The 24,340-nt window shown below is 64.0% G+C and carries 20 protein-coding genes and 1 pseudogene; 13 read left to right on the forward strand and 8 right to left on the reverse strand.

The features are described 5' to 3' along the window. Positions 1 to 44: 44 nt before the first annotated feature. From ACV22V_RS04390 to ACV22V_RS04425, 8 genes are all read right to left on the reverse strand, one after another. Positions 45 to 1,583 carry a hypothetical protein gene (locus tag ACV22V_RS04390; RefSeq protein ID WP_448013125.1) on the reverse strand — a complete coding sequence of 513 codons (1,539 nt, stop codon included), beginning with the start codon at positions 1,581 to 1,583 and terminating at the stop codon, positions 45 to 47. Then, positions 1,576 to 1,983 (reverse strand): hypothetical protein, encoded by a 408-nt coding sequence (locus ACV22V_RS04395; protein ID WP_448013126.1) that lies wholly within the window; start codon positions 1,981 to 1,983, stop codon positions 1,576 to 1,578. Before ACV22V_RS04395 ends, ACV22V_RS04390 begins: the two co-directional genes overlap by 8 nt. A 169-nt stretch (positions 1,984 to 2,152) precedes the next feature. Continuing rightward, positions 2,153 to 2,764 (reverse strand): hypothetical protein, encoded by a 612-nt coding sequence (locus ACV22V_RS04400; RefSeq protein ID WP_448013127.1) that lies wholly within the window; start codon positions 2,762 to 2,764, stop codon positions 2,153 to 2,155. After that, on the reverse strand, positions 2,761 to 3,360 hold the full coding sequence (locus ACV22V_RS04405) for a hypothetical protein (RefSeq protein ID WP_448013128.1): 600 nt from the start codon (positions 3,358 to 3,360) through the stop codon (positions 2,761 to 2,763). The genes ACV22V_RS04400 and ACV22V_RS04405 overlap by 4 nt, the downstream gene beginning before the upstream one ends. A 944-nt stretch (positions 3,361 to 4,304) precedes the next feature. Further along, on the reverse strand, positions 4,305 to 6,248 hold the full coding sequence (locus tag ACV22V_RS04410; protein WP_448013129.1) for a bifunctional DNA primase/polymerase: 1,944 nt from the start codon (positions 6,246 to 6,248) through the stop codon (positions 4,305 to 4,307). Then, positions 6,245 to 6,706, reverse strand: coding sequence for a hypothetical protein (locus ACV22V_RS04415; protein ID WP_448013130.1), 462 nt, complete (start codon positions 6,704 to 6,706; stop codon positions 6,245 to 6,247). Before ACV22V_RS04415 ends, ACV22V_RS04410 begins: the two co-directional genes overlap by 4 nt. Next, complete coding sequence (locus ACV22V_RS04420; RefSeq protein WP_448013131.1) at positions 6,699 to 6,896, reverse strand: helix-turn-helix transcriptional regulator; 198 nt, start codon at positions 6,894 to 6,896, stop codon at positions 6,699 to 6,701. Before ACV22V_RS04420 ends, ACV22V_RS04415 begins: the two co-directional genes overlap by 8 nt. Before the next feature lie 250 nt (positions 6,897 to 7,146). Beyond that, entirely contained in the window at positions 7,147 to 8,457 is a 1,311-nt protein-coding gene (locus ACV22V_RS04425; RefSeq protein ID WP_448013132.1) for a tyrosine-type recombinase/integrase, read from the reverse strand. Positions 8,458 to 8,809: 352 nt separating this feature from the next. Here ACV22V_RS04425 and ACV22V_RS04430 point away from each other — a divergent pair, with 352 nt between their 5' ends. From ACV22V_RS04430 to ACV22V_RS04490, 13 genes and pseudogenes are all read left to right on the forward strand, one after another. Then, on the forward strand, positions 8,810 to 10,183 hold the full coding sequence (locus ACV22V_RS04430) for a hypothetical protein (protein ID WP_448013133.1): 1,374 nt from the start codon (positions 8,810 to 8,812) through the stop codon (positions 10,181 to 10,183). Between the two features lie 454 nt (positions 10,184 to 10,637). Next, positions 10,638 to 12,164: an NADH-quinone oxidoreductase subunit M gene (locus tag ACV22V_RS04435; protein ID WP_059702207.1), complete on the forward strand. Its 1,527-nt coding sequence runs from the start codon at positions 10,638 to 10,640 to the stop codon at positions 12,162 to 12,164. Positions 12,165 to 12,443: 279 nt separating this feature from the next. Then, positions 12,444 to 13,331: a ubiquinol oxidase subunit II gene (gene cyoA, locus ACV22V_RS04440; RefSeq protein ID WP_059450408.1), complete on the forward strand. Its 888-nt coding sequence runs from the start codon at positions 12,444 to 12,446 to the stop codon at positions 13,329 to 13,331. 3 nt (positions 13,332 to 13,334) lie between these two features. Beyond that, positions 13,335 to 15,341, forward strand: coding sequence for a cytochrome o ubiquinol oxidase subunit I (gene cyoB, locus ACV22V_RS04445; RefSeq protein WP_059690921.1), 2,007 nt, complete (start codon positions 13,335 to 13,337; stop codon positions 15,339 to 15,341). After that, positions 15,341 to 15,949 carry a cytochrome o ubiquinol oxidase subunit III gene (gene cyoC, locus ACV22V_RS04450; RefSeq protein ID WP_448013134.1) on the forward strand — a complete coding sequence of 203 codons (609 nt, stop codon included), beginning with the start codon at positions 15,341 to 15,343 and terminating at the stop codon, positions 15,947 to 15,949. Before cyoB ends, cyoC begins: the two co-directional genes overlap by 1 nt. Further along, positions 15,950 to 16,282 carry a cytochrome o ubiquinol oxidase subunit IV gene (gene cyoD / locus ACV22V_RS04455; RefSeq protein WP_059535756.1) on the forward strand — a complete coding sequence of 111 codons (333 nt, stop codon included), beginning with the start codon at positions 15,950 to 15,952 and terminating at the stop codon, positions 16,280 to 16,282. A 283-nt stretch (positions 16,283 to 16,565) separates the two neighbouring features. Further along, positions 16,566 to 16,637: pseudogene (locus ACV22V_RS04460) on the forward strand (DNA-binding response regulator); the annotation flags it as partial. 457 nt (positions 16,638 to 17,094) lie between these two features. After that, a complete protein-coding gene (locus ACV22V_RS04465) occupies positions 17,095 to 17,457 on the forward strand; it encodes a hypothetical protein (RefSeq protein ID WP_059535918.1) in 363 nt (120 codons plus the stop codon). A 201-nt stretch (positions 17,458 to 17,658) separates the two neighbouring features. Continuing rightward, the gene (locus ACV22V_RS04470; protein ID WP_448013135.1) at positions 17,659 to 19,542 is read left to right on the forward strand and encodes an extracellular solute-binding protein; all 1,884 of its coding nucleotides are present in this window, start codon (positions 17,659 to 17,661) and stop codon (positions 19,540 to 19,542) included. A 52-nt stretch (positions 19,543 to 19,594) separates the two neighbouring features. Then, positions 19,595 to 20,638 carry a microcin C ABC transporter permease YejB gene (locus tag ACV22V_RS04475; RefSeq protein WP_448013136.1) on the forward strand — a complete coding sequence of 348 codons (1,044 nt, stop codon included), beginning with the start codon at positions 19,595 to 19,597 and terminating at the stop codon, positions 20,636 to 20,638. Between the two features lie 75 nt (positions 20,639 to 20,713). Beyond that, a complete protein-coding gene (locus ACV22V_RS04480; protein WP_059464142.1) occupies positions 20,714 to 21,811 on the forward strand; it encodes an ABC transporter permease in 1,098 nt (365 codons plus the stop codon). Further along, complete coding sequence (locus tag ACV22V_RS04485) at positions 21,808 to 23,430, forward strand: ABC transporter ATP-binding protein (protein ID WP_059702201.1); 1,623 nt, start codon at positions 21,808 to 21,810, stop codon at positions 23,428 to 23,430. Before ACV22V_RS04480 ends, ACV22V_RS04485 begins: the two co-directional genes overlap by 4 nt. A gap of 128 nt (positions 23,431 to 23,558) precedes the next feature. Next, positions 23,559 to 24,233 carry a C40 family peptidase gene (locus ACV22V_RS04490; protein ID WP_059535746.1) on the forward strand — a complete coding sequence of 225 codons (675 nt, stop codon included), beginning with the start codon at positions 23,559 to 23,561 and terminating at the stop codon, positions 24,231 to 24,233. Positions 24,234 to 24,340 lie beyond the last annotated feature (107 nt).

Below are 24,340 nucleotides of genomic sequence, written 5' to 3' on the forward strand. Positions count from 1 at the left end.
GATGGCATCCGGTGCATTGCTTTTCCGTAATCACGTGCGCTCCCTCATTCGAAGATGTCGTAATCGGTGGAACGCGCAATGCGCTCGCGGCTTTCCCGCTCGTTCCGGTATGTTTCGCGCGACGGCTCGCCCCAGCGCACACCAACTTTCATCGGGTTGCGTTGGGCTTGCCGATCGTCGCCAAAGAGGGGGTAATCGACGTCGGCGGCTTGGCGCGCGCGCGGCCCCTGCCGGCGCTCCTTCCCGACTGCCAGTTCCGCGCCGCCCAGTCCAAGCACGCCGTATTGCAGCGCATCCTGAATGTGGCTGTACATGTTCTTCGTCGGTGTATCGTGGAAGTGTGTGCCGTTGCCCGACTGCACTGGCTGGAAGCAATACTTCCCATTGAACCCGCCGCGCAGCGTCTTGCACTTGGGTGACAACTGGAAGCCTGGATATCCGTCCACCGCCTTTTCCAGGAAGAACGTCACGGCCTCTGTGCGCAGTGTGATCTCGTTCGTTTGCGCAGGGCGCCACCGCCAAGGCGTGTTGGCGTTGAGTACGTCGAATGCGGTGCGCTCCGTGTCCGTGCTACGCGCGCTGCCCGCGGGGTCGCCATATGCGCCGATCACGGTAAGGTGCGAGTAGTGCTGCTTCCAATACGTGTCGAGCGTCTTGGCGAACCGGCTGATGCCGGCGTCGGTCGCCACCAATTCATCGAATACGACTACGCGGCCGTCGGCCTGCTGCTGAATAAAAGCTACGGCCGGCGTCAATCCGAAGTCGATTCCGAGGACCACGCCAAGGTTCGGCGCTGGCATGACGTCGTTCTGAGGAACGTGGAAGGTGTCCCGAAACGCCGGATACACCACCTTGCCGATACGCTGCGCTACAAACTGCGCATGCACGAAGCGGCGACACCAGTCCTCGTCGTTGGAGTCGAGCAGTCGCTGGTAATAGCCGCGCGGGAGGTTCCTCACGTTCTCGGCGTCGGGTTCCATGCCGCCCGGTTGGATGAAGAACTCCCATGACTTCGGGCAGCTCATCAGCTTCTCGTGTACCCAGTGGTCCGGGTCGGTCATGTTAGACGTGAGAAGTAGCCCCGACCAGTAACACCCGCCGTCGCGTACGCTCGGATAGCGGCCGACCCGCCCAAGCGCCGCCTGGATGATCTCGAAGGGAACCTCTGATACCTCGTCGAACCACACACCCGTGAACTCAAACGAGCGCAGCTTTTCCGCGTCTTCGGGCCGATCGAGCGGGAAGAACAGCACTTCGATTTCCAGATCCGACGTGCTGATGTTATGGACGATCGGTGAGCCCATAGTCACGCGGCCGAAGTCGTGCGGTTGCCATGACTGCCACGTCTTGATGGTTGCGCCCACCAGATCCCGATACGTTGGTCGGATCACTGCCCACCGCGAGCGGCGCTTACCATCCGGCCCGATCGGTTGGAGAGCTGACAACATCAGGATCGTCATTACCGCGGTAGAGGATTTGGCAGAGCCGACAGGACCCATCAGCACACGCACGTCGGCCGTGCTTTCCATGAAAGCTCGGGCTTTCGGGCCGGGGGGCTCGAACGAAATGACGCGGCTATTCATTGTCTGCAATCTCCGCGCGGGGCGCCTGCGGCGTTACCCCGTTGATGACAAACGTCACGTTTCCGGCGCCGGCATTCGGATCCTTGTCCTTCATAAGGCCCGCCAGTCTCATGCGCAGCTCAGTCACTCTAGCGAGTGCCGTTGCGTTCTTCGTCTGCACCGCAAACTCGGCCGCCTTTGCGAGCTCCTTCATCGCTGCATCGAAGTCATAACCCGCCTTCTCGCGCAGTTCAGCGCGCCGCCGGTCGAGTTCGGCCACGATCAACGGATTGCGTGCAAGATCACTCGCGCGGCCTTCACTGAATCCCGCTTCCCGCGCCGCCACTGGGCCGGACTTGCCCGCGAGTCGGCCGTCGATGTACTTGAGATGGCGATCGTTCAGCTTTGCAAGACGCGGCACTGTTAGCCCCCCACGCGCTCGCTGACACGATCTGCCATCGTGGTCCACACGCGCTTGTGGTGCCGGCGGCAATACGACGAACCCGGAACAGACGGTGCGTCGCAGTACGCAAGCAATCCGCTGCTTTCTTTGCGACCGCCGTGGAACTGGCAACGCGGGTAGAACCGGTTCATGCGCGCCCCCGAGCCTTCGCCAAGTTGAAGATGGTCGTGATGAGCCACGGATTGGAACCAAGCCCGCTCACTTCCAGCATGTCGTGGAGGTTCGGGTTGGCTTTCGCCATCCGCTGCACCTCCTGCTGCGCCACTTTCAGATTCGCCTCGTAGTCGTTTCCCCACTGGCGCTGCAGTACGAGCTCTGCCTGTTGCGTCGCGATATTGCGTTGTTCGGTAGTGGGAGGGTTGGCCGCCGCGGCGTTCCACAAGCGGCCTATCTCGTTACCGATACTGGCCGGCACGCCTTCGCTGACGAACAACTGGCGCGCCGCCATGTCCTGCGCCTGGTCGACCTGAACGTTGGACTCGACCGCGCCGAAGTTGTACGCCGCGGCGTTACCGGGACCGGTGAACACGGCAGCGTCTATCGGGTCGACACCAGGCGGCAGGGTGGGGGGCTTGGCCGCGGCGACGAGCGGATCGAAACCCTGATCGGCACCGGCCGCGGCATCTGCAGCAAGCATCGCGTCGGCTTGCTCACGCGTCCACACGCCGTGCTCAACAAGCGCCGATGCCATCGTATGTTCGGCGCTCTCTGCGCCAGTCGTTTGGATGTCATCCGTCATGCTGCCCCCAGAGTCGTTTGCAGCCACGCGCCGATGCGTTTTGCCTTTACATCTAGCTCCTCGACAAGGCGCGGTTCCGGAAGCAGCGCCGCCCACGAACAGCCAAGCCGAGCGAGCTCGGTTCGCACGTCGCCTGCAAGCTGCGCCTCACCCAAGTGCGCCGCCTCGATGTCGATGCGCGCGGTACCGTCGAGCGCTACGTGTAGGTCGGTGTTCGCCTTCATGAGGTCCCGGTATGCGTCTGCAAGCACAGCAGACGCTGCGGCAACAGCGGACATCTTGTCGGCCCGAATCGAAGCAAGGCGCGCCGCGTCCTTCCTACGGCTTTTCAGCGCTGCGGCCTGGGCAGCGGCCACCGCTTCGCCGTGACGCTGCTGCGCGACAGCGAGCGCGCCGCGCAATGCGTCCGCACGTTCTCGAGCGTCGCCGGCCTCACGCAGCAAGGCGGCGACGCGGGCCGAGCCAACACCGTCCCCCAGCAGAGCATCGGCATAGGCGCCTCGCGCTGCGGTGGCGGCCTGCTCGGCTACCTGTTGCTCGTGCGACAAAGCAGCGACTGTCTGCTCGAGCTTTTCCGCGGTTTGCTTTCCGAACATCGGCGGTTTCCCCGGTTGTTACGATTTTCGTAACACATTGAAAATAAACAACTTTCACGTGATTCATTATGCCGATTTGCGGCCCCGTAAACAAGAAAAATTTAGCAGTGCTTGACAAATTTTTTCGCCGTCAGGATGAAATCTAAAATCGCGAGCGCAGAAGACCGAAAAGGCGGAACACCGGCGTCCGAAGGCCGATGCCACCCACCCCATAGCCCCTGGTTGCCTCTAGGGGCCCCCTTGGGTCGATGCGAAAGCTTGCGCTCCTGAGCGGAGGGTTGCATGGTCGGTGTGTGGTATCGCAACCGCGCCATAGCACGCATCTGATTGAGCATCAGAGGGCCGTAGGCTGGACAGGCTTGTATGTCAGAGCTGCGGCCAGGGGAGGGCGCTCGCTGGTCGCACACTGGTCGCGTTCGACGCGTGATGTGTGGGTACAGGTGCAGGTAATGCGATTCGTGCCGCGGCGAGCTTCGCCGATCGGCCACCGCTTGCGGAAGGTCGTTCCGTCGTACCGGCCTAGAACGCTGCGCGGCCCGCCTCGCGCACGGAGCGTGGCTTGTGGGCGCAAGGCCAGTCTCAACCAGAGGGGCAACAGAAGATCGGGAGCGCCGTTGGTAGGGGCCGTCCGGGAATGGTGGGCAATATGGGCAACACGACACACATACTCTCTCTAACCCTTATGTAGTAGTGTGTTGACGTGTTGCCCATGTCTACGGATAGGGTGGGCAAGTTGAAGGGCAACACGAATATGAAGGGCAACACGTGGCGGACGACTTGCCCACGTCTCGCCCTTCGTGTTGCCCGTCATGGTCAACCCGTGAAACCCAATAGCGGCAAGCGTTTTCGGTCGAGTTGCCCAATTTGCCCATGTGTCGGGTGTACGGGCGCCACGAGTGTGAAAAAGCCGCCCGAAGGCGGCCTGTGTGTCGACGCATCGCTCGTCAGTCGAAGATGTCGCCGGCTGTTTTTGCCCCCGCTAACTCAGCGGTTGCGCCCGGCAAAATCCACAGCCATTCACCGTTTTTCGATCCTTCGGCCTTTTTCGTGACGACACCAAGCGTTTCACGTGCGCGGCGCAGGGTCTTCTCGCTGATGCTTGCATCTTTCGCGGCTGACTGCACTTCCTTGCTCGGCTTCGGCCCGTCCTGCAGCTGCTCGTGAATGAATCGCGCCGCGCGCCCCATCGCGGTATCGGTGTCACGTCCTTTTTTCCTCTCGAGTGCTTCATCTGCGCTGCGTTCTTCGGTGCGCTCTTGCCACACTGCCTTCGACGTCGCGATGCCGCTGTTGAGTGTCACGCCTTCGACCGTGAAGAAAAACGACGTGCGATCGTCGCCAACGTTGTTTTTTGCCGGGCTCATCGTACGTATCGTGTCGTCTTCCGAATCGCGCGCCACGATGTAGACAGCGCGCGCTTGCGCCGCAAATGCACCCGAACCAGTCACACGGTTCAGTGCATTTGATTCGGACGACTTGTTCAGGTGGCTGATGGACAGGAGTGCGGCGCGGCGTGATTCGGCCAGCTTCGAGATCATGGATAGCGCGGCACGCACTTCGGCGTTCTTGTGGCTGTCCGTCTCCCCCATGAAGGCGCTAATCGGATCGACGATGATCAGTCTCAAGTTCTCGAGTTTGTCGGCCAATTGGCCGAGCAGCTGGACATCGCGCGTCAGGTCGAAGGCGCGCATTCCGTCCTGTCCGTTCTTCAGCTTCTCGGGCACGCCATCGAGCACATAGACGCGATTCAGATCAGCGCCGGCAGCTTCCAACCGCGGCCGGATGGTATCCGCGATGTCGTCCTCCATCGTGAGCATCACTACGTCACCCTGCGGGCATTTGGAGCCGTCGGGCAGTGTGCCGCCGACGCTCACCGCCGCAGCCAGAAAGATCGATAGCTGCGACTTGCCGAGCCCCGGCGGCCCGGCGATGATGCTGTGCTTCCCGAGCGCAAATACGCTGGGCCATAGCCATTCGATAGGGCGTGCCTGCACATCCGCCACGCGCGTCACGTAGAGGGGCGGCAGGGTCGGTTTCGAATGCTGCTCGACTTTCCCGAACACGGCTTCGGCCGCCATGCTGCCCGGCTGCTCCTGACCGTACTTGAACGCGTGCGCGACCTTGACCGACAGTTCTTCGGCGTCCCACGGCGGATTGCAGCGTTCGTTCCAGTGCTCAAGCATGAGCTCTACCGCCTGCTGAAGCGTACAGCCGACGTCCTTCAGCTTGGCCGCCACTTTGTACGTTGTGTTGTCCCCGCCTTCGCCCTCGACTGCAGGCGGGGCTGACGACAAGTACGTAACGGCACGCTGATGCGCGCGGTCTGCGTCGACTCCGAGCAGCGGCGCGCGATCGACGGGAGCCGCTTCGGCTGCGGTACCGGCGCTGCGTACGAGCCGATACAGCCACTCCGGCGCGCGCTGAATACGCTTGTGCGGGTCGACGAAGTGGTAGGTGTAGTCGTCAACGGTCGAACCTGGCGCCACGATATAGCCATTGTGCCCGCGCACGTCGATGCGGTTGCCGACCTTCGATACCGAGCTGCCAACTGGGCCCGCTGCGTAGAAGATCATATGCCGGCCGCGGCGCGTCTTGCTCTCGAGCGTTGCCGGCAGGGGCTTATTGGCTGCGACGAGATCAGCTAGCGCGGCTTCGCCTTCTGGTCCGTCGATGTCGAGCACGAAGATGCTCGTGTCGTTGCACACATCGCACCGGATTCCGATATTGAAATTGTCAGTGCTGAACGCCTGGCGGATGAGGTGCGCGTCACGCGTTGCGTCCTTGAATCCGTTACTTCCGTACGGCGGTTTCTTGGATCCGGGTGCGAGCGGAAACACGTTGAACCCACGGTGCTGCGCGAGCGAAAGGGCTTGTTCACGCATCTTCATGCCGCCCCCTTTGCATCGTCGCGGAAACGGCAAGCGTCGATGAAAATTTCCGCTGTCGGCGGGACGGCACGCATCCAGTTGCGCGGATCGCTCAGCAGCTTGTGCACACGCTCATAGGCGACGTGGACGCCCTCGGCATCGCCACATTGCGCGGCGTCGGTGAGTTCATCCAGCTCCGTCAAGGTCAGCGTCGCGTCGACAAGGGGCCGCCAGCCTAAGATGAACACGTCGAGGCGGAACAGATGCGGCCTGCCGATGAAGATGCTCAACTGGCAGCGGTTGCCTTCCGTCTCGACGTCGATGGCGTCCACCTCCGGCGGTGCGCCATATACCATCCATTGATTCAGATGGTTGCGCAACGATCGATCGTCATCCGTGATGTGGACAGAATCGGAATCACCGTAGGCTGTGTTTTGCTGGGGCGGCGATGCGGCGCGACGGGTTTCTTTTTCAGACATGCTGCGCCCCCTTTGCGTCGCGTTCGGCAACGCGCGCGCGCATCCAGTCTTCCACTTCAGCTTCGATCCACGCAGAGCGGGAGCCGAATTTTACGGGCCTCGGAAATGCGTTGCGACTGATGAGCAGATAAATGTAAGGCCGGCTCGCGCGGGTCTTGCTCATCACCTGCTTAAGGTCGAGAAAGTTCACGGACGTTCCTTTGAACGAGTGCGGTCGTCCGAAGGCCGTAAACGAAAAACGCCCCGAACGATCACGATGTGATCATTTCGGAGCGTCCGTTGCTCGAGCTTATCCTAAAATTCGACGCGGCTACCACGCATCGGCACTCAGGGGGCCCGGCTTCAATCGCTGTATCCGTCCTGGTAGCGTACACCGACTATAGCAAGCCAAGAAAAGCTCACGCAAACTATTTTAGAACGTTGTAGCGAATTTCGTAACATCACCCAACTGCGCGAATCGCGTGCACGTTGTCCGTCGACGCCGGCGCGTTGCCTTCGCAATATGCGGCCCACTCGTCCATCAATCGACGGCGTTTCTCAAAGAGGTCGCCGCGGCGATAGGCGGCTTCCACCTTGTTGTCGATCGTGTGCGCGAGCGCCATCTCGCGCAGATCGCGCGGCCAGGCGGTCATCTCCGCTGCCCAATCGCTGAACGTCGAGCGGAAGCCGTGTACAACGATCGGCCGATTATCCTGCTTCGGGTCGACCCAGACCGGTGGGGGCGGTTCCTTGAGCTTTTCGCCGTTCATGCGTTTGACGACCGCGAGCAACGTTGCGTCCGACATTTCTTCATCCGGTTCGGCGCCGGGGAACACGTACGGGCCGGCCTTGTGCCGTGCGAGCTCGCGGACGATCTCCACCGCTCGCGCTGGCAGAGGTACTTTGAATTCGGAGCGCTTCGACTTCTTTCCCTTCATGTGGTCGGCGGGAATTGTCCACACTGCGCGCTCGAGGTCGAATTCGCCCCAAGTGGCGGCGCGCAGGGAGCCGCTGCGAACGGCAGTGAGGATCAGCAACTCCAGCGCACGAGCGGCGAGTCCGGGACGCTGGCGCAATGCAACCACGAATTCGTTGATACGGGGGTAGGGCAACGCCGGCTGCGGCTTCTCTTGCTGGACGTCGGCGGGCGCAGGTAGCACCAGCGCAAGGTGGTTCCTCCAGCGGGCCGGATTGTCGCCCTTGCGGTAACCATGCACCGTGGCGTACCCGAGGATTGCTTCCACCCGACTGCGGACACGAGAGGCCGTCTCGTTGAGATCCCACCATATCGGCTTCAACACCTTGAGCACGTGCGGCGTGTCGATGCTCGCGACGGGCAATTGGCCAATCACGGGGCTGACGTGCGTCGCGAGGGTGTTCTGCCACGCGGTTCCATTCTTCGGGTTGTCGGCAAGGAATTCGGCAGCGCACTGGTCGAAAGTTCGGTCCGCCGCCGCGGCCAGCTCGGCCTGCTTCTTGGCCGCGTCTCTGGCCCGCAGCGGATCGACACCCTGATCAAGCAGCTTGCGGAGCTCGTGTGCTTTGTCGCGTGCCGCCTTAAGAGGCACCTTGGATAGCGGGCCCAGGCCAACGGTTCGCAGCTTGCCTTTGCCGTCTTTCCCCACAACCATGCGGTCGCGGTACCGGAACACCCAGGCTTTGGACCAGTTGCCGTCTGCCTGCTCGCGCAACTGCAAGTACAAGCCCCCACCGTCGCCCAGAAGGCCGGGCTTCGTGGGAATCTTCGAAATTTGCCCTACGGTTAGATTCATCTGGCACCCCGTAAACATACACCCACACCCACACCTTATCAGGCGACTTGGGGAGATTCAAGTGGCCTTCCAAAGCTGGATTGGAGCAAAAATATGTTTGAATTCAAGTGGATATAGACGCCCTTGGATCCCGATAGCTTTGGGTCGGTCGGACTCCGTCTCCGCCAAAAGCGGTGACAAAGCCCCGCAAGTTCTCGGACTTGCGGGGCTTTTTCTTTTCCCGCTCCGATTACGGGCCTGCCGCCCGGCGCCACGCTTCGTCCGGACAGCCAATCAATGCTCGACTTGAGCGGCGCTCATGCGCTAAATAGGCGTATCGCCTCGCGCGGCTCAACCCGGAGTTCCGGCACGCATGCATTCCGTACTGACCATCCTTTCGCATCGACCCGTCGACGGGCTCGTCGACAATCACGAACGCTACGCGCGGGGCCGCGGCTACCGGCACGCGATCGTCGACGGTACGCACGTATATGGCGAGCGCCAGCAGGTGCTGCACAAGTACCACGCGATCATCGCGCAGCTCGTCGCGATGGAGCAGGGCGCGTTGCTGCTCGTGCTCGATCCGTTCTCGGTGGTGTTCGGCCAGCATGCGTTGCCGGATGTCGCCGACGGTTATGACGCGATCGTCACGACGCAGACGTCGAAGTCGCCGTTGCCCGCCGCAAGCGGCATGATCTTTCGCAACGTGCCCGACGTGCGAGAGCGCTTGCGCAAGCTGGTGGTCGAGCTGGGCAAGTGGGCGATGCGCCTGCCCGAGCGGCACCATGCGTGCGAGGCGACGCTGCTTGCCGAGCACTTCCCGCCGCTGCCGTTCGATCAGCCGCTCGCGACCGGCTATTTTGCGTCGGCCCAGACGGTGTGGGGCGATGGGCTTGCGATCGACGAGGTCGTCGGCGCGCATCCGCTCGTGGCGCATCACGCGCCGGAATGGCAGCAGATCGATGGCGTATGGGCACCGACGCCCGACTACGACTTTCGCTATGTGCTCGCGCTCGTCGACGATGCGGCGCGCGTTCAGCGAGGCGAGCAGCCGCGCGCAATGGACGACTGGCGCGCCGCGCAGCAACGAACGCGCGAGCCGGTGCGGCACCTGAACCCGCATGCAGACATCGCGTTCGTGAGTCTGCACACGTCGCACATCGCCGGTTACGGCGATCTTCACGAAGAGAACTTCATTCGCTATTGCACGCGACACGGCTATGCGTACCACGCGTATCGCGAACCGCCCGCGTTTCTGCCGGCCGGCGTCGATGCAAACTGGGCGAAGCTACACCTGATTCGCGAACATCTGCCGGATCACGCGTTCGTGTTCTGGGTCGACGCCGACATCCTCGCGATCGACCAGCGGCAGACGGTCGACAGCGTGATCGACGGCCGCGATTTCGTGATCGGCACCGACCACACGGCCTGGGCGATCAACTCGTGCATGATCGGCGTGCGCAACGTCGCGCCGATGCGCGAACTGGTCGAGCGCATATGCGCGCGCATCGAGAGCTTCGACGATCGGTCGTCAGTCTATGCGAGCGGCGGCGACCAGCAGGCGATCTATGTCGAACTGCTGGAGGCGGGCATGATCGACGCGCGCTACATCGTCGATGCGACGTCGCTCGCGTCGTCGCCCGTCTATGCGACGCAAGACAGCCGTTTCGTCCATTTCCCCGCGCAACACAACCACTATCGCGCGGTGACGATGCGCGTGTGGGACCGGCTGAGCCATCAGCGCTAACGGAACGGAATGCGCCGCGATTTCCGGATTCCGGATCGCGGTGATCGTCGGTCATTGAAGTAAAAATGAAAGTGTCGATGTAAGGATTGAATCGAGTCCCGTTCATCCTTCCCCGCATTCACCTCCTTGCGCTCCGAAGCATCGTCTTCAGACAAAAATGCGGCATCGCACCGATTCACGCGACCGACGCCGCGCCGCAATACAAAAAATTACTCATAAAAATCAGCGACGTATCTGAGCATCCTGAAACGCAGCTTTGCTGCGATGCAAAAAATAATCAATCGCCTTATGCTGGTTAACCCGATTGCGCTTGAGCGGCGTCAACCTTTGCGCTGATTCCGCTTTACATTTTGCCAACAATGGCGATCCACGAAATCTATCTGTCGATTTGATTTCGTTCCCTTCGTCACGCCTGTTCCCAATGCAGTGCGCGACCTTCTCAAGGCCTGTTGACATGCATGATTTCCCCTTTCTGAGCCTGGCGATCTGGGTTCCGATCCTGTTCGGCGCGTGCCTGCTGCGTGCCGGTTCCGACCGTCATCTGCGGCGCACGAGGCTGATCGCGCTCGTCGGCGCGTTCGCGGGGCTCGCCGCCGTCGCGCCGCTCGTCGCCGGCTTCGATTCGCACTCGGCCGCAATGCAGTTCGCCGAAACCCGCAACTGGCTGGCGGCGTTCAACGCCGGCTGGCGCGTCGGGATCGACGGCGCGTCGCTGTGGCTCGTCGTGCTGACCGCTTTCACGACGCTCGTCGTCGTGATCGCGTCGTGGGAGTCGGTGACGGTGCGCGTCGCGCAGTACTACGCGTCGTTCCTGATCCTGTCGGGGCTGATGGTCGGCGTTTTCGTCGCGCAGGACGGGCTGCTGTTCTTCATCTTCTTCGAGGCGACGCTGATTCCGCTGTATCTGCTGATCGGCACGTGGGGCAGGGAGCACCGCGTCTACGCGGCCGTGAAGTTCTTCTTCATCTCGTTCGCGGGTTCGCTGTTGCTGTTGATGGCGATGCTGTACCTGTACGCGAAGTCGCATACGTTCGACATGAACGCATGGCGCACGCTGCAGCTCGGCTTCGCACCGCAGTTGCTGGTGTTCCTCGGTTTCTTCGCCGCATTCGCGGTCAAGGTGCCGATGTGGCCGGTGCATACGTGGCTGCGCGACGTCTATACGGATGGCCCGACGGGCGCGGCGCTGATGCTCGCGATGCTCAAGCTCGGCGGCTACGGCTTCCTGCGCTTCGCGCTGCCGATCACACCGGACGCGAGCCACTTCTTCGCGCCGGCCGTGATCGCGCTGTCGCTGTTCGCGATCGTCTACGCGAGCCTGATCGCGCTCGCGCAGACCGATCTCGGCAAGCTGCTCGCATATTCGACGGTCGCGCACATGGGGATCGTCACGCTCGGGCTGTTCCTGTTCAACCAGATCGGCGTCGAAGGCGCGATCGTGCAGCTCGTGTCGTACGGCTTCGTCGCGGGCGCGATGCTGCTGTGCGTGAGCGTGCTGGTCGATCGCACGAAGCAGCGCGAGATCGCCGCGTACGGCGGCGTGGCGGGTGTCATGCCGCGCTTCGCGACGTTCGCGCTGCTGTTCGCGATGGCCAACGTCGGCCTGCCGGGCACGTCGGGCTTCGTCGGCGAGTTCATGGTCATCATGGGCGCGATCCGCGTCAACTTCTGGATCGGCGCGATCGCGGCGCTCACGCTGATCCTCAGCGCGTCGTACACGCTGTGGATGGTCAAGCGCGTCGTGTTCGGCAAGGTCGCGAGCGCGCGCATCGCGAAGCTCGCCGATCTCAGCCGTCGCGAGATCGTGATGTTCGCGTCGCTCGCGCTGATCGTGCTGATGGTCGGCGTCGATCCGAAGCCGTTCACCGACGCGATCGACCCGACCGTCGCGCGGCTGATCGACGACGCCAGCCATTCGAAGCTGCCGGCCGGAGACGGCGGCGCGCCCGCGCAGGCGTACATGGCAGCGACGCACGGCTGATGGCGTGACGTCGCGTACAACGGCCGCATCGCACGACGACGCGGTCGTTGCACGCACATTCATGCGGTCGGGCGCGGGCGGCGTCCGGCCGGCTCGTGCTCGCCTTCCGGCTGCGTGAAATTGCCCCGCGACAATCTGTCTCACAGCAGATTTTGCAATGATGATTTGCCGCATCCACCGGTTTTTCGTCGCACCCGCGCGACGTATGATTCGGCCACTTTCGTGGATCGAATGCGCATCGGGCATACGCAACGGATTCAATGACCCTCGGGCTGTGTGATGAAAAGAAAAGCTTCAAGAGGCTGGACGGCGCTGATATCGATCGGCGCGGCGTTGAGCCTGTCAGGCTGTAATTTAGATGTACTAAATCCGAAAGGAAGCGTCGGCGCCGCGGAAAAGGCGCTGATCGCGACGTCGACATGGGCGATGCTGATCGTCGTCGTGCCGGTGATCCTGCTCACGCTGTGGTTCGCGTGGCGTTATCGCGCATCGAACCGCAACGCCGCGTACGCGCCGAACTGGTCGCACTCGACCGCGATCGAAGTCGTGATCTGGACGGTGCCGACGCTGATCATCCTGTTTCTCGGCGTGCTCACGTGGAAAACCACGCACGAGCTCGATCCGTACAAGCCGCTCGAGTCGTCGGTGAAGCCGATCGACGTCGAGGTCGTCGCGCTCGACTGGAAGTGGCTGTTCATCTATCCGGAACTCGGCATCGCGTCGGTGAACCAGCTCGCGATTCCGGTCGGCACACCGGTGAACTTCCGCATCACGTCGGATTCGGTGATGAACTCGTTCTTCATTCCGCAGCTCGGCGGCCAGGTGTACGCGATGGCCGGCATGCAGACGCGCCTGCACCTGATCGCCGACGAAGCCGGCGACTACGCGGGCACGTCCGCCAACTTCAGCGGCCGCGGCTTCTCCGACATGAAGTTCCGCACGCTCGCCGAGCCGCGCGAGCAGTTCGACGCCTGGGTGCAGAAGGTGAAGGCGTCGCCCGACCGGCTCGACGCGACCGTGTACGGCACCGTCGCGCAGCCCAGCGAGAAGGCGCCCGTGCGCTACTTCTCGTCGGTCGATCCGCGGCTCTTCCACAACATCATCGCGAAATACAACGATGGCCACGTCCTCGACCTGAAGGACGCCGCCTGCGGCACGAAGGGGTAACGCATGTTCGGCAAACTCACACTATCGGCGATCCCGTTCGATCAGCCCATCATCATGGGGGCGGGCGCCTTCATGGGGCTGGTCGTGCTGGGCATCCTCGCCGCGCTGACGATCACCGGCCGCTGGAAGTGGCTGTGGACGGAATGGCTGACGACGGTCGACCACAAGAAACTCGGCGTGATGTACATCATCGTCGCGCTGATCATGCTGCTGCGCGGCTTCGCCGACGCGATCATGATGCGCATGCAGCTCGCGCTCGCGTACAACGCGCCCGGCTACCTGCCGCCGCACCACTATGACCAGATCTTCACGGCACACGGCGTGATCATGATCTTCTTCATGGCGATGGTGTTCATGGTCGGCCTGATGAACCTCGTCGTGCCGCTGCAGATCGGCGCGCGCGACGTCGCGTTTCCGTTCATCAACTCGCTGTCGTTCTGGATGACCGCGGTCAGCGCGATCCTGATCAACGTGTCGCTCGTGATCGGCGAGTTCGCGCAGACGGGCTGGCTCGCGTATCCGCCGCTGTCGGAGCTGCAGTTCAGTCCCGGGGTAGGGGTCGACTACTACCTGTGGGCGCTGCAGATCTCGGGTGTCGGCACGCTGCTGACCGGCGTGAACTTCTTCGTGACGATCATCAAGATGCGCGCGCCCGGCATGACGCTGATGAAGATGCCGGTGTTCACGTGGACGGCCCTCTGCACGAACGTGCTGATCATGGCGTCGTTCCCGATCCTGACCGCGACGCTCGCGCTGCTCGGCCTCGACCGTTACCTCGGCATGCACTTCTTCACGAACGAAGCCGGCGGCAACGCGATGCTGTACCTGAACCTGATCTGGGCGTGGGGCCATCCGGAGGTGTACATCCTGATTCTGCCGGCGTTCGGCATCTTCTCGGAAGTCATCGCGACGTTCTCGAAGAAGCCGCTGTTCGGCTACAAGACGATGGTGTACGCGACCTGCGCGATCATGGTGCTGTCGTTCCTCGTGTGGCTGCATCACTTCTTCACGATGGGGTCTGGTGCGAACGTCAACGCGTTCTTTGGGATCATGACGATGATCATCGCGATCCCGACCGGCGTGAAGGTGTTCAACTGGCTGTTTACGATGTTCCGCGGCCGGATCGAATTCACGACGCCGGTGCTGTGGACGATCGGCTTCATGGTCACGTTCACGCTCGGCGGCATGACCGGCGTGATGATGGCGATCCCGGGCGCGGACTTCGTGCTGCACAACAGCCTGTTCCTGATCGCGCACTTCCACAACGTGATCATCGGCGGCGTGCTGTTCGGGTATCTCGCGGGCTTCAACTACTGGTTCCCGAAGGCGTTCGGCTTCAAGTTGAACGAGAAGCTCGGCAAGGCCGCGTTCTGGTTCTGGCAGGTCGGATTCTACGTCGCGTTCGTGCCGCTCTACGTGCTCGGCTTCATGGGCATGACGCGCCGTCTGAACCACTACGACAACCCGGCGTGGCATCCATGGCTGCTGGTCGCCGCGTTCGGCGCCGTGCTGATCGCGATCGGCATCGCATGCCAGCTGCTGCAACTGGTCGTCAGCATCCGCAACCGCAACCTGCCGGCATACCGCGACACCACGGGCGATCCGTGGGGCGGCCGCACGCTGGAATGGGCGACCTCGTCGCCGCCGGCCGAGTACAACTTCGCGGTGATCCCGCAAGTGCGCACGCTCGACGCGTACGCCGACATGAAGGCGCGCGGCGACGGCCGGCCGAACCCGGCGACGATCCGCGACATCCACATGCCGTCGAATACGTGTGCGGGTCTCGTGGTCGCGATCTTCAGCCTGGTGCTGGGCTTCGCGCTCGTGTGGCACATCTGGTGGATGGCCATCGGCGGCCTGGTCGGCATCGTCGCGACGCTCGTGGTCTACAGCTCGCGCGACAACGACGGCTACTACATCCCCGCGTCGAAGGTGCGCAGGATCGAAGAGAAGCAACCGGCGGCACGCGTGGCCACGCATGTCGACGACGTGGAACTGGAGGCCAACTGATGTTGCAGAAAACCTTGAGCGCAACCCTGCTCGAGCACGACGACCATCCGCCGTCGCACTCGGTGTTCGGCTTCTGGCTGTACCTGATGACCGACTGCGTGATCTTCGCGGCGCTGTTCGCGACGTTCGCGGTGCTCGGCAACCAGTACGCGGGCGGTCCGACCGCGAAGGACCTGTTCGACATTCCGGGCGTCGCGGTCGAAACGGCCGCGCTGCTGCTGTCGAGCATCACCTACGGCTTCGCGATGCTGGCCGCGTACAAGCAGCGGCGCGGCGCGCTGCTCGCATGGCTCGCAGTGACGTTCGTGTTCGGCGCGGCGTTCCTCGCGATGGAACTGCGCGAGTTCTCGCACCTGATCGCGGAAGGCGCGGGCCCGCAGCGCAGCGCGTTCCTGTCGGCGTTCTTCACGCTGGTCGGCACGCACGGGCTGCACGTGACGGCCGGCCTGGTGTGGATGATCGTGCTCGCCGGGCAGATCGTATCGCGCGGCGGCGACCTGACCGATCGCGACCTGCGGCGCCTGACGTGCCTGAGCCTCTTCTGGCACTTCCTCGACATCGTGTGGATCTGCGTGTTTTCCTTTGTCTATCTCGCGAGCGTGATCTAAATGGCTCATTCGCATTCGTCTCAACTCGAAGAAGGGCACGGCAGCGTCGGCGGCTATGTCGCCGGCTTCATCCTGTCGGTCGTGCTCACCGCCGCGTCGTTCGGCCTCGTGATGGGCGGCGTGCTGTCGCCGCACGCATCGCTGATCGCGCTGGCCGTGCTCGCATTCGTGCAGATCGTCGTGCACCTCGTGTACTTCCTGCACATGAACGGTTCCTCCGGCCAGCGCTGGAACGTGATGGCGTTCAGCTACACCGTGCTGACCGCGGCGATCCTGATCGTCGGCACGCTGTGGGTGATGCACAACGTCAGCATGAACATGATGTCGCGCTGAACGTCATCGTGGCGCAGCGGACGATCTCCATGCGCTTCGTGCAAAAAAAAGGCGGCACGCAAGTGCCGCCTTTTCTCATTTTTCGCGGCCCGATGCCGCATGACGTCAGTGTAGGCGGCGCGCGGGGCCGGGCGGGCGACGCACGGATGAAACATGTTTCACCCGCGTTCGCCCGATGCCGGATGAAGCTATTTTCATCTAGCGCCGGATGGCGATCGGGGCGTCTACGATAGTCGCGCGCGCATCGGATGCGCGCGTCGTGACATCCGTTGCGAGGACAGGCATGCGAGTACTGACGGTCGAAGACGATGCGGTGACCGCGAACGAGATCGTTGGCGAACTGACCGCGCGCGGATGTCGGGAAGAATGTCGGTCGGCGTGCGCAGTGCCGCGAGCGGCCCGGCGATCAGGATCAGCAGGGCAAGGACGATGAACGTATAGGCGCGCGCGAGCGCGAGTCGGACGAGTTTCAGCATCGGCGAGGTCTCCACCGGCGCGGGGCGCCGGCCTGTCAGCGAGGCGCCGACGCGTGGCGCGAGCCCGCATCGGCTCGCGCAGTGTGCATGGCGCCGCTTAACGCCGGGCGCGGGCCAGGATGAAAGATGTTTTAGGAAGGGTGGAGCGGGCTCGCGGCCCGTGCGGCAAGGCGGGCCGGGGAGCGAGGCGCGACGGCCGGGCGCCAATTGTTACAAGACGTTAGCGCGCGCTTCCCGTTGCGATGCTGCGCATCAGTTCTTACAAACTTGAAATATGCCGGGACGGCGCTTGTCGCTATAGTCGAATCACACATGAAACAACTCGAAGAGGAATCCATGAAGACTTTGCGTGTTGCCTCGCTCATGACCGGTATGACGGCCTTGCTCGTGTCGGGCGCAGCAATGGCGGGAGTCAATGTCGGGATCAACGTCGGCGTGCCTGCTCCGGTCTACGTCGCGCCCGCGCCCGTGTATGCGCCGCCGCCGCCGCCGGTCGTCTACCAGCCGGCGCCCGTGTATGCACCGGCGCCCATCTACGCGCCGGCACCGGCGATCGTGATCGGCTGGCACGGCGATCGTTACTGGGACGGCCGCCGCTACTGGGGCCGCGACGAGTGGTATCGCCATCATGGCCGCGGCTGGGACGGCGATCGCGGTCACGGCCATTGGGATAACGGCCGCCACAACGGCTGGCGTTGATCGACATGCGACGCACGCGTGCCGCGTGCGCGCATGAGACGAAGACCGCCCGCGTGGCGGTTTTCTTTTGCCTGCACGGGCCGCGCGCGGCGCTCGCGATGCGCCGGCACCACGCACCAAAAGCCGCAGGCTGGCTCGACGTCGAATTGAATGGGTAGAATCGACCCACGTTCCATCCCTCAATCGACCGACAGGGCCTCTATGACGAAGGGTTCGCCCCGGGCCGCCGCCGCGCGCACCCGCTTCGGCGCCGCGCGTGCAGTACGTGCCGCCGGCCGCACGGCGGCAGCATGGGCAATACAGGCGGTACTCGCCGCGACGGCTGCGCACGCGGCCCATGCGATCGCGCAGTATGGCGAGCCGAAATATCCGCCGGGCTTCAAGCATTTCGACTACGTGAACCCGGACGCGCCGAAGGGCGGCACGCTCGTGCTCGCGAACCCGAACCGGCTGACATCGTTCGACAAGTTCAATCCGTTCACCATGCGCGGCAACCCTGCGCCGGGCATCGACTTGCTGTTCGAGAGCCTTGCGACCGGCAGCATGGACGAACCGTCCTCCGCCTACGGGCTGCTCGCCGACGACATCGCGATCGCGCCGGACCGCCGCTCGGTCACGTTCCACCTGAACCCGCGCGCGCGCTTCTCGAACGGCGATCCGGTCACGGCCGAGGACGTGAGGTTCTCGTTCGACACGCTGAAGAGCAAGCTGGCCGCACCGCAGTTCGGCGCGTATTTCGCCGAAATCGCGAAGGCCGTGGTGATCGATCCTGCGACGGTGCGCTTCGAATTCCGCAGCGCGAACCGCGAGCTGCCGCTGATCGCCGGCGGCGTGCCGGTGTTCTCGCGCAAGTGGGGGCTGCGCGCGGACGGTTCGCGGATTCCGTTCGACCAGCTCGCGTTCGAGCAGCCGATCGGCAGCGGTCCGTACCTGATCGAGCGCTACGACAACGGACGCACGATTACGTACCGGCGCAATCCCGCGTACTGGGGCGCCGATCTGCCGGTGCGGATCGGCACCGACAACTTCGAGCGGATCGTCTACAAGCTGTACGGCGACGGCGTCGCACGTCTCGAGGCGTTCAAGGCCGGCGAGTACGACGTGCTGGTCGAATACATCGCGCGCAACTGGACGCGACGCGACGTCGGCAAGCGCTTCGACAGCGGCGAGCTCGTCAAGCGCGAATTCCGCCAGCACAACGGCGCGGGCATGCAGGGTTTCTTCATGAACCTGCGCCGGCCGCAGTTTCGCGACGTGCGCGTGCGCCAGGCGCTCGATCTCGCGTTCGACTTCGAATGGCTGAACCGCCAGCTGTTCTATAGCGCGTACACGCGCCTCGACAGCTATTTCGCCGATACCGACCTGCAGGCGACCGGCATGCCGGGCCCGGGCGAGCTGAAACTGCTGGAGCCGTTGCGCGCGCAGCTCGACCCGGCCGTGTTCGGGCCGATGGTCACGCAGCCGAACACGAACCCGCCGGGCTCGCTGCGCGCGAATCTGCTGAAGGCGCGCGCGCTGCTCGCGCAGGCCGGCTGGACCTACCGCGACGGCGCGTTGCGCAACGCGCAGGGCGAGCCGTTCACGTTCGAGATCCTCGACGATTCGGGCGCGGCGATGGAAGGCGTCGTGACCGCCTATCAGCGCAACCTCGCGAAGCTCGGCATCGACGCGCGCTTTCGCACGGCCGATTACGCGCTGCTGCAGAAGCGGCTCGACGCATTCGACTACGACATGACGACGGTCCGCCTGCCGGGCGTGCAGGTGCCGGGCGCCGAGCAGTTTTCACGCTACGCCAGCAAGTTCGCCGACGAGCCGGGCTCCGACAACATCATCGGCCTGAAGTCGCCGGCCGTCGACACGCTGCTGCATGCGCTCGGCGCCGCACAGACGCGCGAGGACCTGCTCGACGCGACGCATGCGCTCGATCGCGTGCTGATGCACGGCTATTACGCGGTCCCGCAGTGGTACAGCACCACGCACCGGATCGCATACAAGCGCACGCTCGGCTATCCGCAGACGCTGCCGCTGTACTATTCGGCCGAGGGCTGGGTCGTGTCGACCTGGTGGGCCAAGCCCGATCACTGAAGCCTGCCGGCCCTTCGTTCAACCCAGCCTATCGATCGCGAGTCGACGCCCTATGTGGAGCTACATCCTCAAACGCCTGCTGCTGATGATCCCGACGCTCGTCGGCGTGCTCACGCTCACGTTCGCGGTGATCCAGTTCGTGCCGGGCGGCCCGGTCGAACAGGCCGTGCAGGAACTGCGCAAGGGCGCGACGGAGCAGGGCGCGGCGCCGTTCGGGATGCGCGCGCATACCGGCGTCGACGCGCAGCAGCTCGCGCAGCTCAAGGCGCTGTACGGCTTCGACAAGCCGCCGCTCGAGCGTTACTGGCTGATGCTGAAGCGCTTCGCGCGCTTCGATCTCGGCGACAGCTACTTCCGCCACCAGAGCGTGTGGTCGCTGATCGTGCAGAAGCTGCCGGTGTCGATCAGCATCGGGTTGTGGACGTTCTTCGTCACCTATCTGATCTCCGTGCCGCTCGGCATCGCGAAGGCCGTGCGCAACGGCTCGCCGTTCGATGTCGCGACGAGCCTCGTCGTGCTGGTCGGCTACGCGATTCCGGGCTTCGTGCTCGGCGTGCTGCTGCTCGTGCTGTTCGGCGGCGGCTCGTTCTGGCAGTTGTTCCCGCTGCGCGGGCTCACGTCGGACAACTTCGCCCAGCTGTCGCTCGCCGGCAAGGTGCTCGACTATCTGTGGCACATCGCGCTGCCGATCACCGCATCGGTCGTCGGCAGTTTCGCGGTCGTCACGATGCTCACGAAGAACGCGTTCCTCGACGAAATCCGCAAGCAGTACGTGCTGACCGCGCGCGCGAAAGGGCTCGCCGAGCGCACCGTGTTGTGGAAGCACGTGTTCCGCAACGCGATGCTGCCGCTGATCGTCGGGTTTCCGGCCGCGTTCATCGGCGCGTTCTTCACGGGCAGCCTGCTGATCGAGACGCTGTTTTCGCTCGACGGCCTCGGGCTGCTGTCGTACGAGTCGGTCGTGCGCCGCGACTATCCGGTCGTGCTCGGCACGCTGTACCTGTTCACGCTGATCGGACTCGCGACCAAGCTGATCTCCGACCTCTGCTACGTGTGGGTCGACCCGCGCATTCAATTCGACAATCTGGAGCGCTGACATGAAACCGTCCGCCAGCACGCCGCTCGCCGGCGCGCCCGTCCGCCTGCCCGCGCTCGCGGGGCGAGGTGCGCGATGAACCGGGCCGTCGTGTCGTCCCGCATCGACGCGGCGCGCGCGCGCGTGTCGCCGTCGCCCGCGCGCCGTGTCTGGCAGCGCTTTCGCCAGCAGCGTCTCGGCTACTGGAGCTTCGTCATCTTCGTCGTCGCGTTCGCCGCGAGCCTCGCGGCGCCGCTATGGTCGAACGACAAGCCGCTCGTCGTGCGCTACGACGGCCAGACCTATTTCCCGATGTTCCATGCGTATCCGGAGACGACCTTCGGCGGCGACTTTCCGACGCCGGCCGACTATCTCGATCCGTACGTCCGCAAGCGGCTCGAGGCGCCGGGCAACTTCGTCGTCTATCCGCCGAACCGCTATTACTACGACACGCTGAACTACTTTTCGACCGTGCCGAACCCGGCGCCGCCGTCGCGCGCGAACTGGCTCGGCACCGACGCGCAGGGGCGCGACCTGCTCGCGCGGCTCGTGTACGGGTTCCGCGTGTCGGTCGAGTTCGGGCTGATCCTGACCGCGATCGGCACGCTGCTCGGGATCGCCGCGGGCGCGGTGCAGGGCTTCTTCGGCGGGCGCATCGACATCGTCGGGCAACGGCTGATCGAGATCTGGAGTTCGCTGCCCGAGCTGTACCTGCTGATCATCTTCGCGTCGATCTTCGAGCCGAGCTTCCTGCTGCTGATCGTGCTGCTGTCGCTGTTCGGCTGGATCGGCCTGGCCGACTACGTGCGCGCCGAATTCCTGCGCAACCGCACGCAGGACTACGTGCGCGCGGCCCGGGCGATGGGCCTCACGAACTGGCAGATCATCTGGCGCCACGTGCTGCCGAACAGCATGACGCCCGTGATCACGTTTCTGCCGTTCCGGATGAGCGGTGCGATCCTCGCGCTCACGAGCCTCGACTTCCTCGGGCTCGGCGTGCCGCCGCCGACGCCGAGCCTCGGCGAGCTGCTCGCGCAGGGCAAGGGCAATCTCGACGCATGGTGGATCTCGCTGTCGACGTTCGGCGTGCTGGTCGCGACGCTGCTGTTGCTGACCTTCATGGGCGACGCGCTGCGCAACGCGCTCGATACGCGGATCGCCGACTCGGTGCGCGCGGCGGGAGGCCAGCGATGAGCGACACGGTCGTATCGAACGCGGGCGAACCGCTGCTGTCGCTCGAGCATCTGCACGTGCGCTTCGGCGACACGGTGGCCGTCGACGACGTGACGCTCGCGATCGGCCGCGGCGAGCGCGTCGCGCTCGTCGGCGAGTCGGGGTCGGGCAAGAGCGTGACCGCGCTGTCGATCCTGCGGCTGCTGCGCGACGCCGACGTGAGCGGCACGATCCGCTTCGCCGGGCACGACCTCGCCGGCAAGAGCGAGCGCGAGATGCGCGGGCTGCGCGGCTCGGACATCGCGATGATCTTCCAGGAGCCGATGACGGCGCTCAACCCGCTGTACACGATCGGCGCGCAGATCGGCGAGACGATCGTGCTGCACGACGGCGTGACGGCGGGGGAGGCGCGCAAGCGCGCGATCGCGCTGCTCGCGCGCACCGGCATCGCGGAGCCGGAGAAGCGGGTCGACAGTTACCCGCATCAGTTGTCGGGCGGCCAGCGGCAGCGCGCGATGATCGCGATGGCGCTCGCGTGCCGGCCGCGCCTCTTGCTCGCGGACGAGCCGACCACCGCGCTCGACGTGACGATCCGCGCGCAGATCGTCGATCTGCTGCTCGAGCTGCAGCGCGAGGAGGCGGAAAAGCGCGGGATGGCGATCCTGCTGATCACGCATGACCTGAACCTCGTGCGGCACTTCGCCGAGCGGGTCGCGGTGATGGAGCGCGGCAAGCTGGTCGAAAGCGGGCCGGTCGAGCGGATCTTCGCGGAGCCGGAGCATCCGTATACCCGGCGGCTGCTGAACAGCCGGCCGCAGCGGACGGTCGCGCCGGTGCTGCCGATCGCGCCCGTCGTGCTCGATGCGCGTCACGTCAGCGTGCAGTTCGCGCGCAAGCGGCCGGGCTTCGCGGGCTGGTTCGGCACGATGCCCGTGACGGCGGTTGCGGATGTGTCCGTGTCGGTGCGGCAGGGCGAGACGCTCGGGATCGTCGGCGAATCCGGCTCCGGGAAGTCGACGCTCGCGATGGCGCTGCTCGGGCTGCAACGGACGGTGCACGGCGAGATCGAATTCCAGGGGCGCGCGCTGTCGACGTACCGCGGCCGCGAACAGACCGCGCTGCGCTCGAACATGCAGGTCGTCTTTCAGGATCCATTCAGCTCGCTGTCGCCGCGTCACACGATCGAGCGGATCGTCGGCGAGGGGCTCGAACTGCATCGCCCGGAACTGACGCCGGACGCGCGTCGCGCGAAGTCGCTGGCCGTGCTGCGCGAAGTCGGCCTCGACCGCACGGTGCTGCATCGTTATCCGCACGAATTCTCGGGCGGGCAGCGCCAGCGGATCGCGATCGCGCGCGCGCTCGTGCTGGAGCCGCGCATCCTCATCCTCGACGAGCCGACTTCGGCGCTCGACGTGTCGATCCAGCAGCAGGTGCTGAAACTGCTCGCGAATTTGCAACAGAAATACAACCTCGGCTATGTATTCATCAGCCACGATCTGGAGGTGATCGGCGCGATGGCGCACCGGGTCGCGGTGATGCAGGGCGGGGCGATCGTCGAGTCCGGCGACGTGGCCGATATCTTCACGAAACCGTCACATCCTTACACACAAAAGCTGTTGAAAGCGGTCTGGAAAGCGTGATAAGCGTCCAATGGTCTGACTATCTCGATTGTATTTTTTAATTTGTTTTGACAAACGATTACGCGCTGGCTAGTATCGACCGAAATTTTCCGCCAATCAGCTGATTTTTAAGCACATTCCATCGACCAATGCAGCATCGATCCCTGACCCAGGCATGCGCGCGCACCCTCGCCGGGCTGTTCATCGGCGCCCTGTTCGCAGCAGCTCCCGGCGCGTTCGCCGACGAAGTCAGCAGTTTTAACCAGAATGTCACGAATTCGACTCAAATCGGGGCGAATTCCTCCCTCCAGCAGACCAGCGCCCAGCCGTCGAGCGGCGGCGCGAAGTCGTTCCTCGCCGGCATGGCCGGCAAGGCAGGCGACGTGGTCGTCGGCGCGCTGAACATGATCGGCGTGCGCTACCGCTGGGGCGGCAACTCGCCGGATTCCGGCCTCGACTGCAGCGGTTTCGTGCGCTACGTGTTCCAGGACACGCTCGGCATGTCGCTGCCGCGTCGCGCGGAAGAGATGAGCCGCGTCGGCGAGAAGGTCAGCATGAGCAACCTCAAGCCGGGCGACCTCGTGTTCTTCAACACGATGCGTCGTACGTTCTCGCACGTCGGCATCTACATCGGCGACAACAAGTTCGTGCATTCGCCGTCGACGGGCAGCACGGTTCGCGTCGACGATCTCGACAGCGGCTACTGGGAAAAGCGTTTCACCGGTGCGCGCCGGATCGAATCGGCCTTCCCGATGAAGGCCGACGACCTGCGCCAGCGCGTGCGCGCGACGCTCGGCGACGACGCGGCGAACGGCAGCAACTGACGCCCGCCGGCGATCGGCCGGATCAAAAAACCCTGTCACCGAAAGGCGGCAGGGTTTTTTGCTTTGGGGCGCGCGGAAGTGGCGGGGAGGCGGTGCCGTCGTCGGCG

It is taken from the genome of Burkholderia sp. AW33-5 (assembly GCF_053427615.1).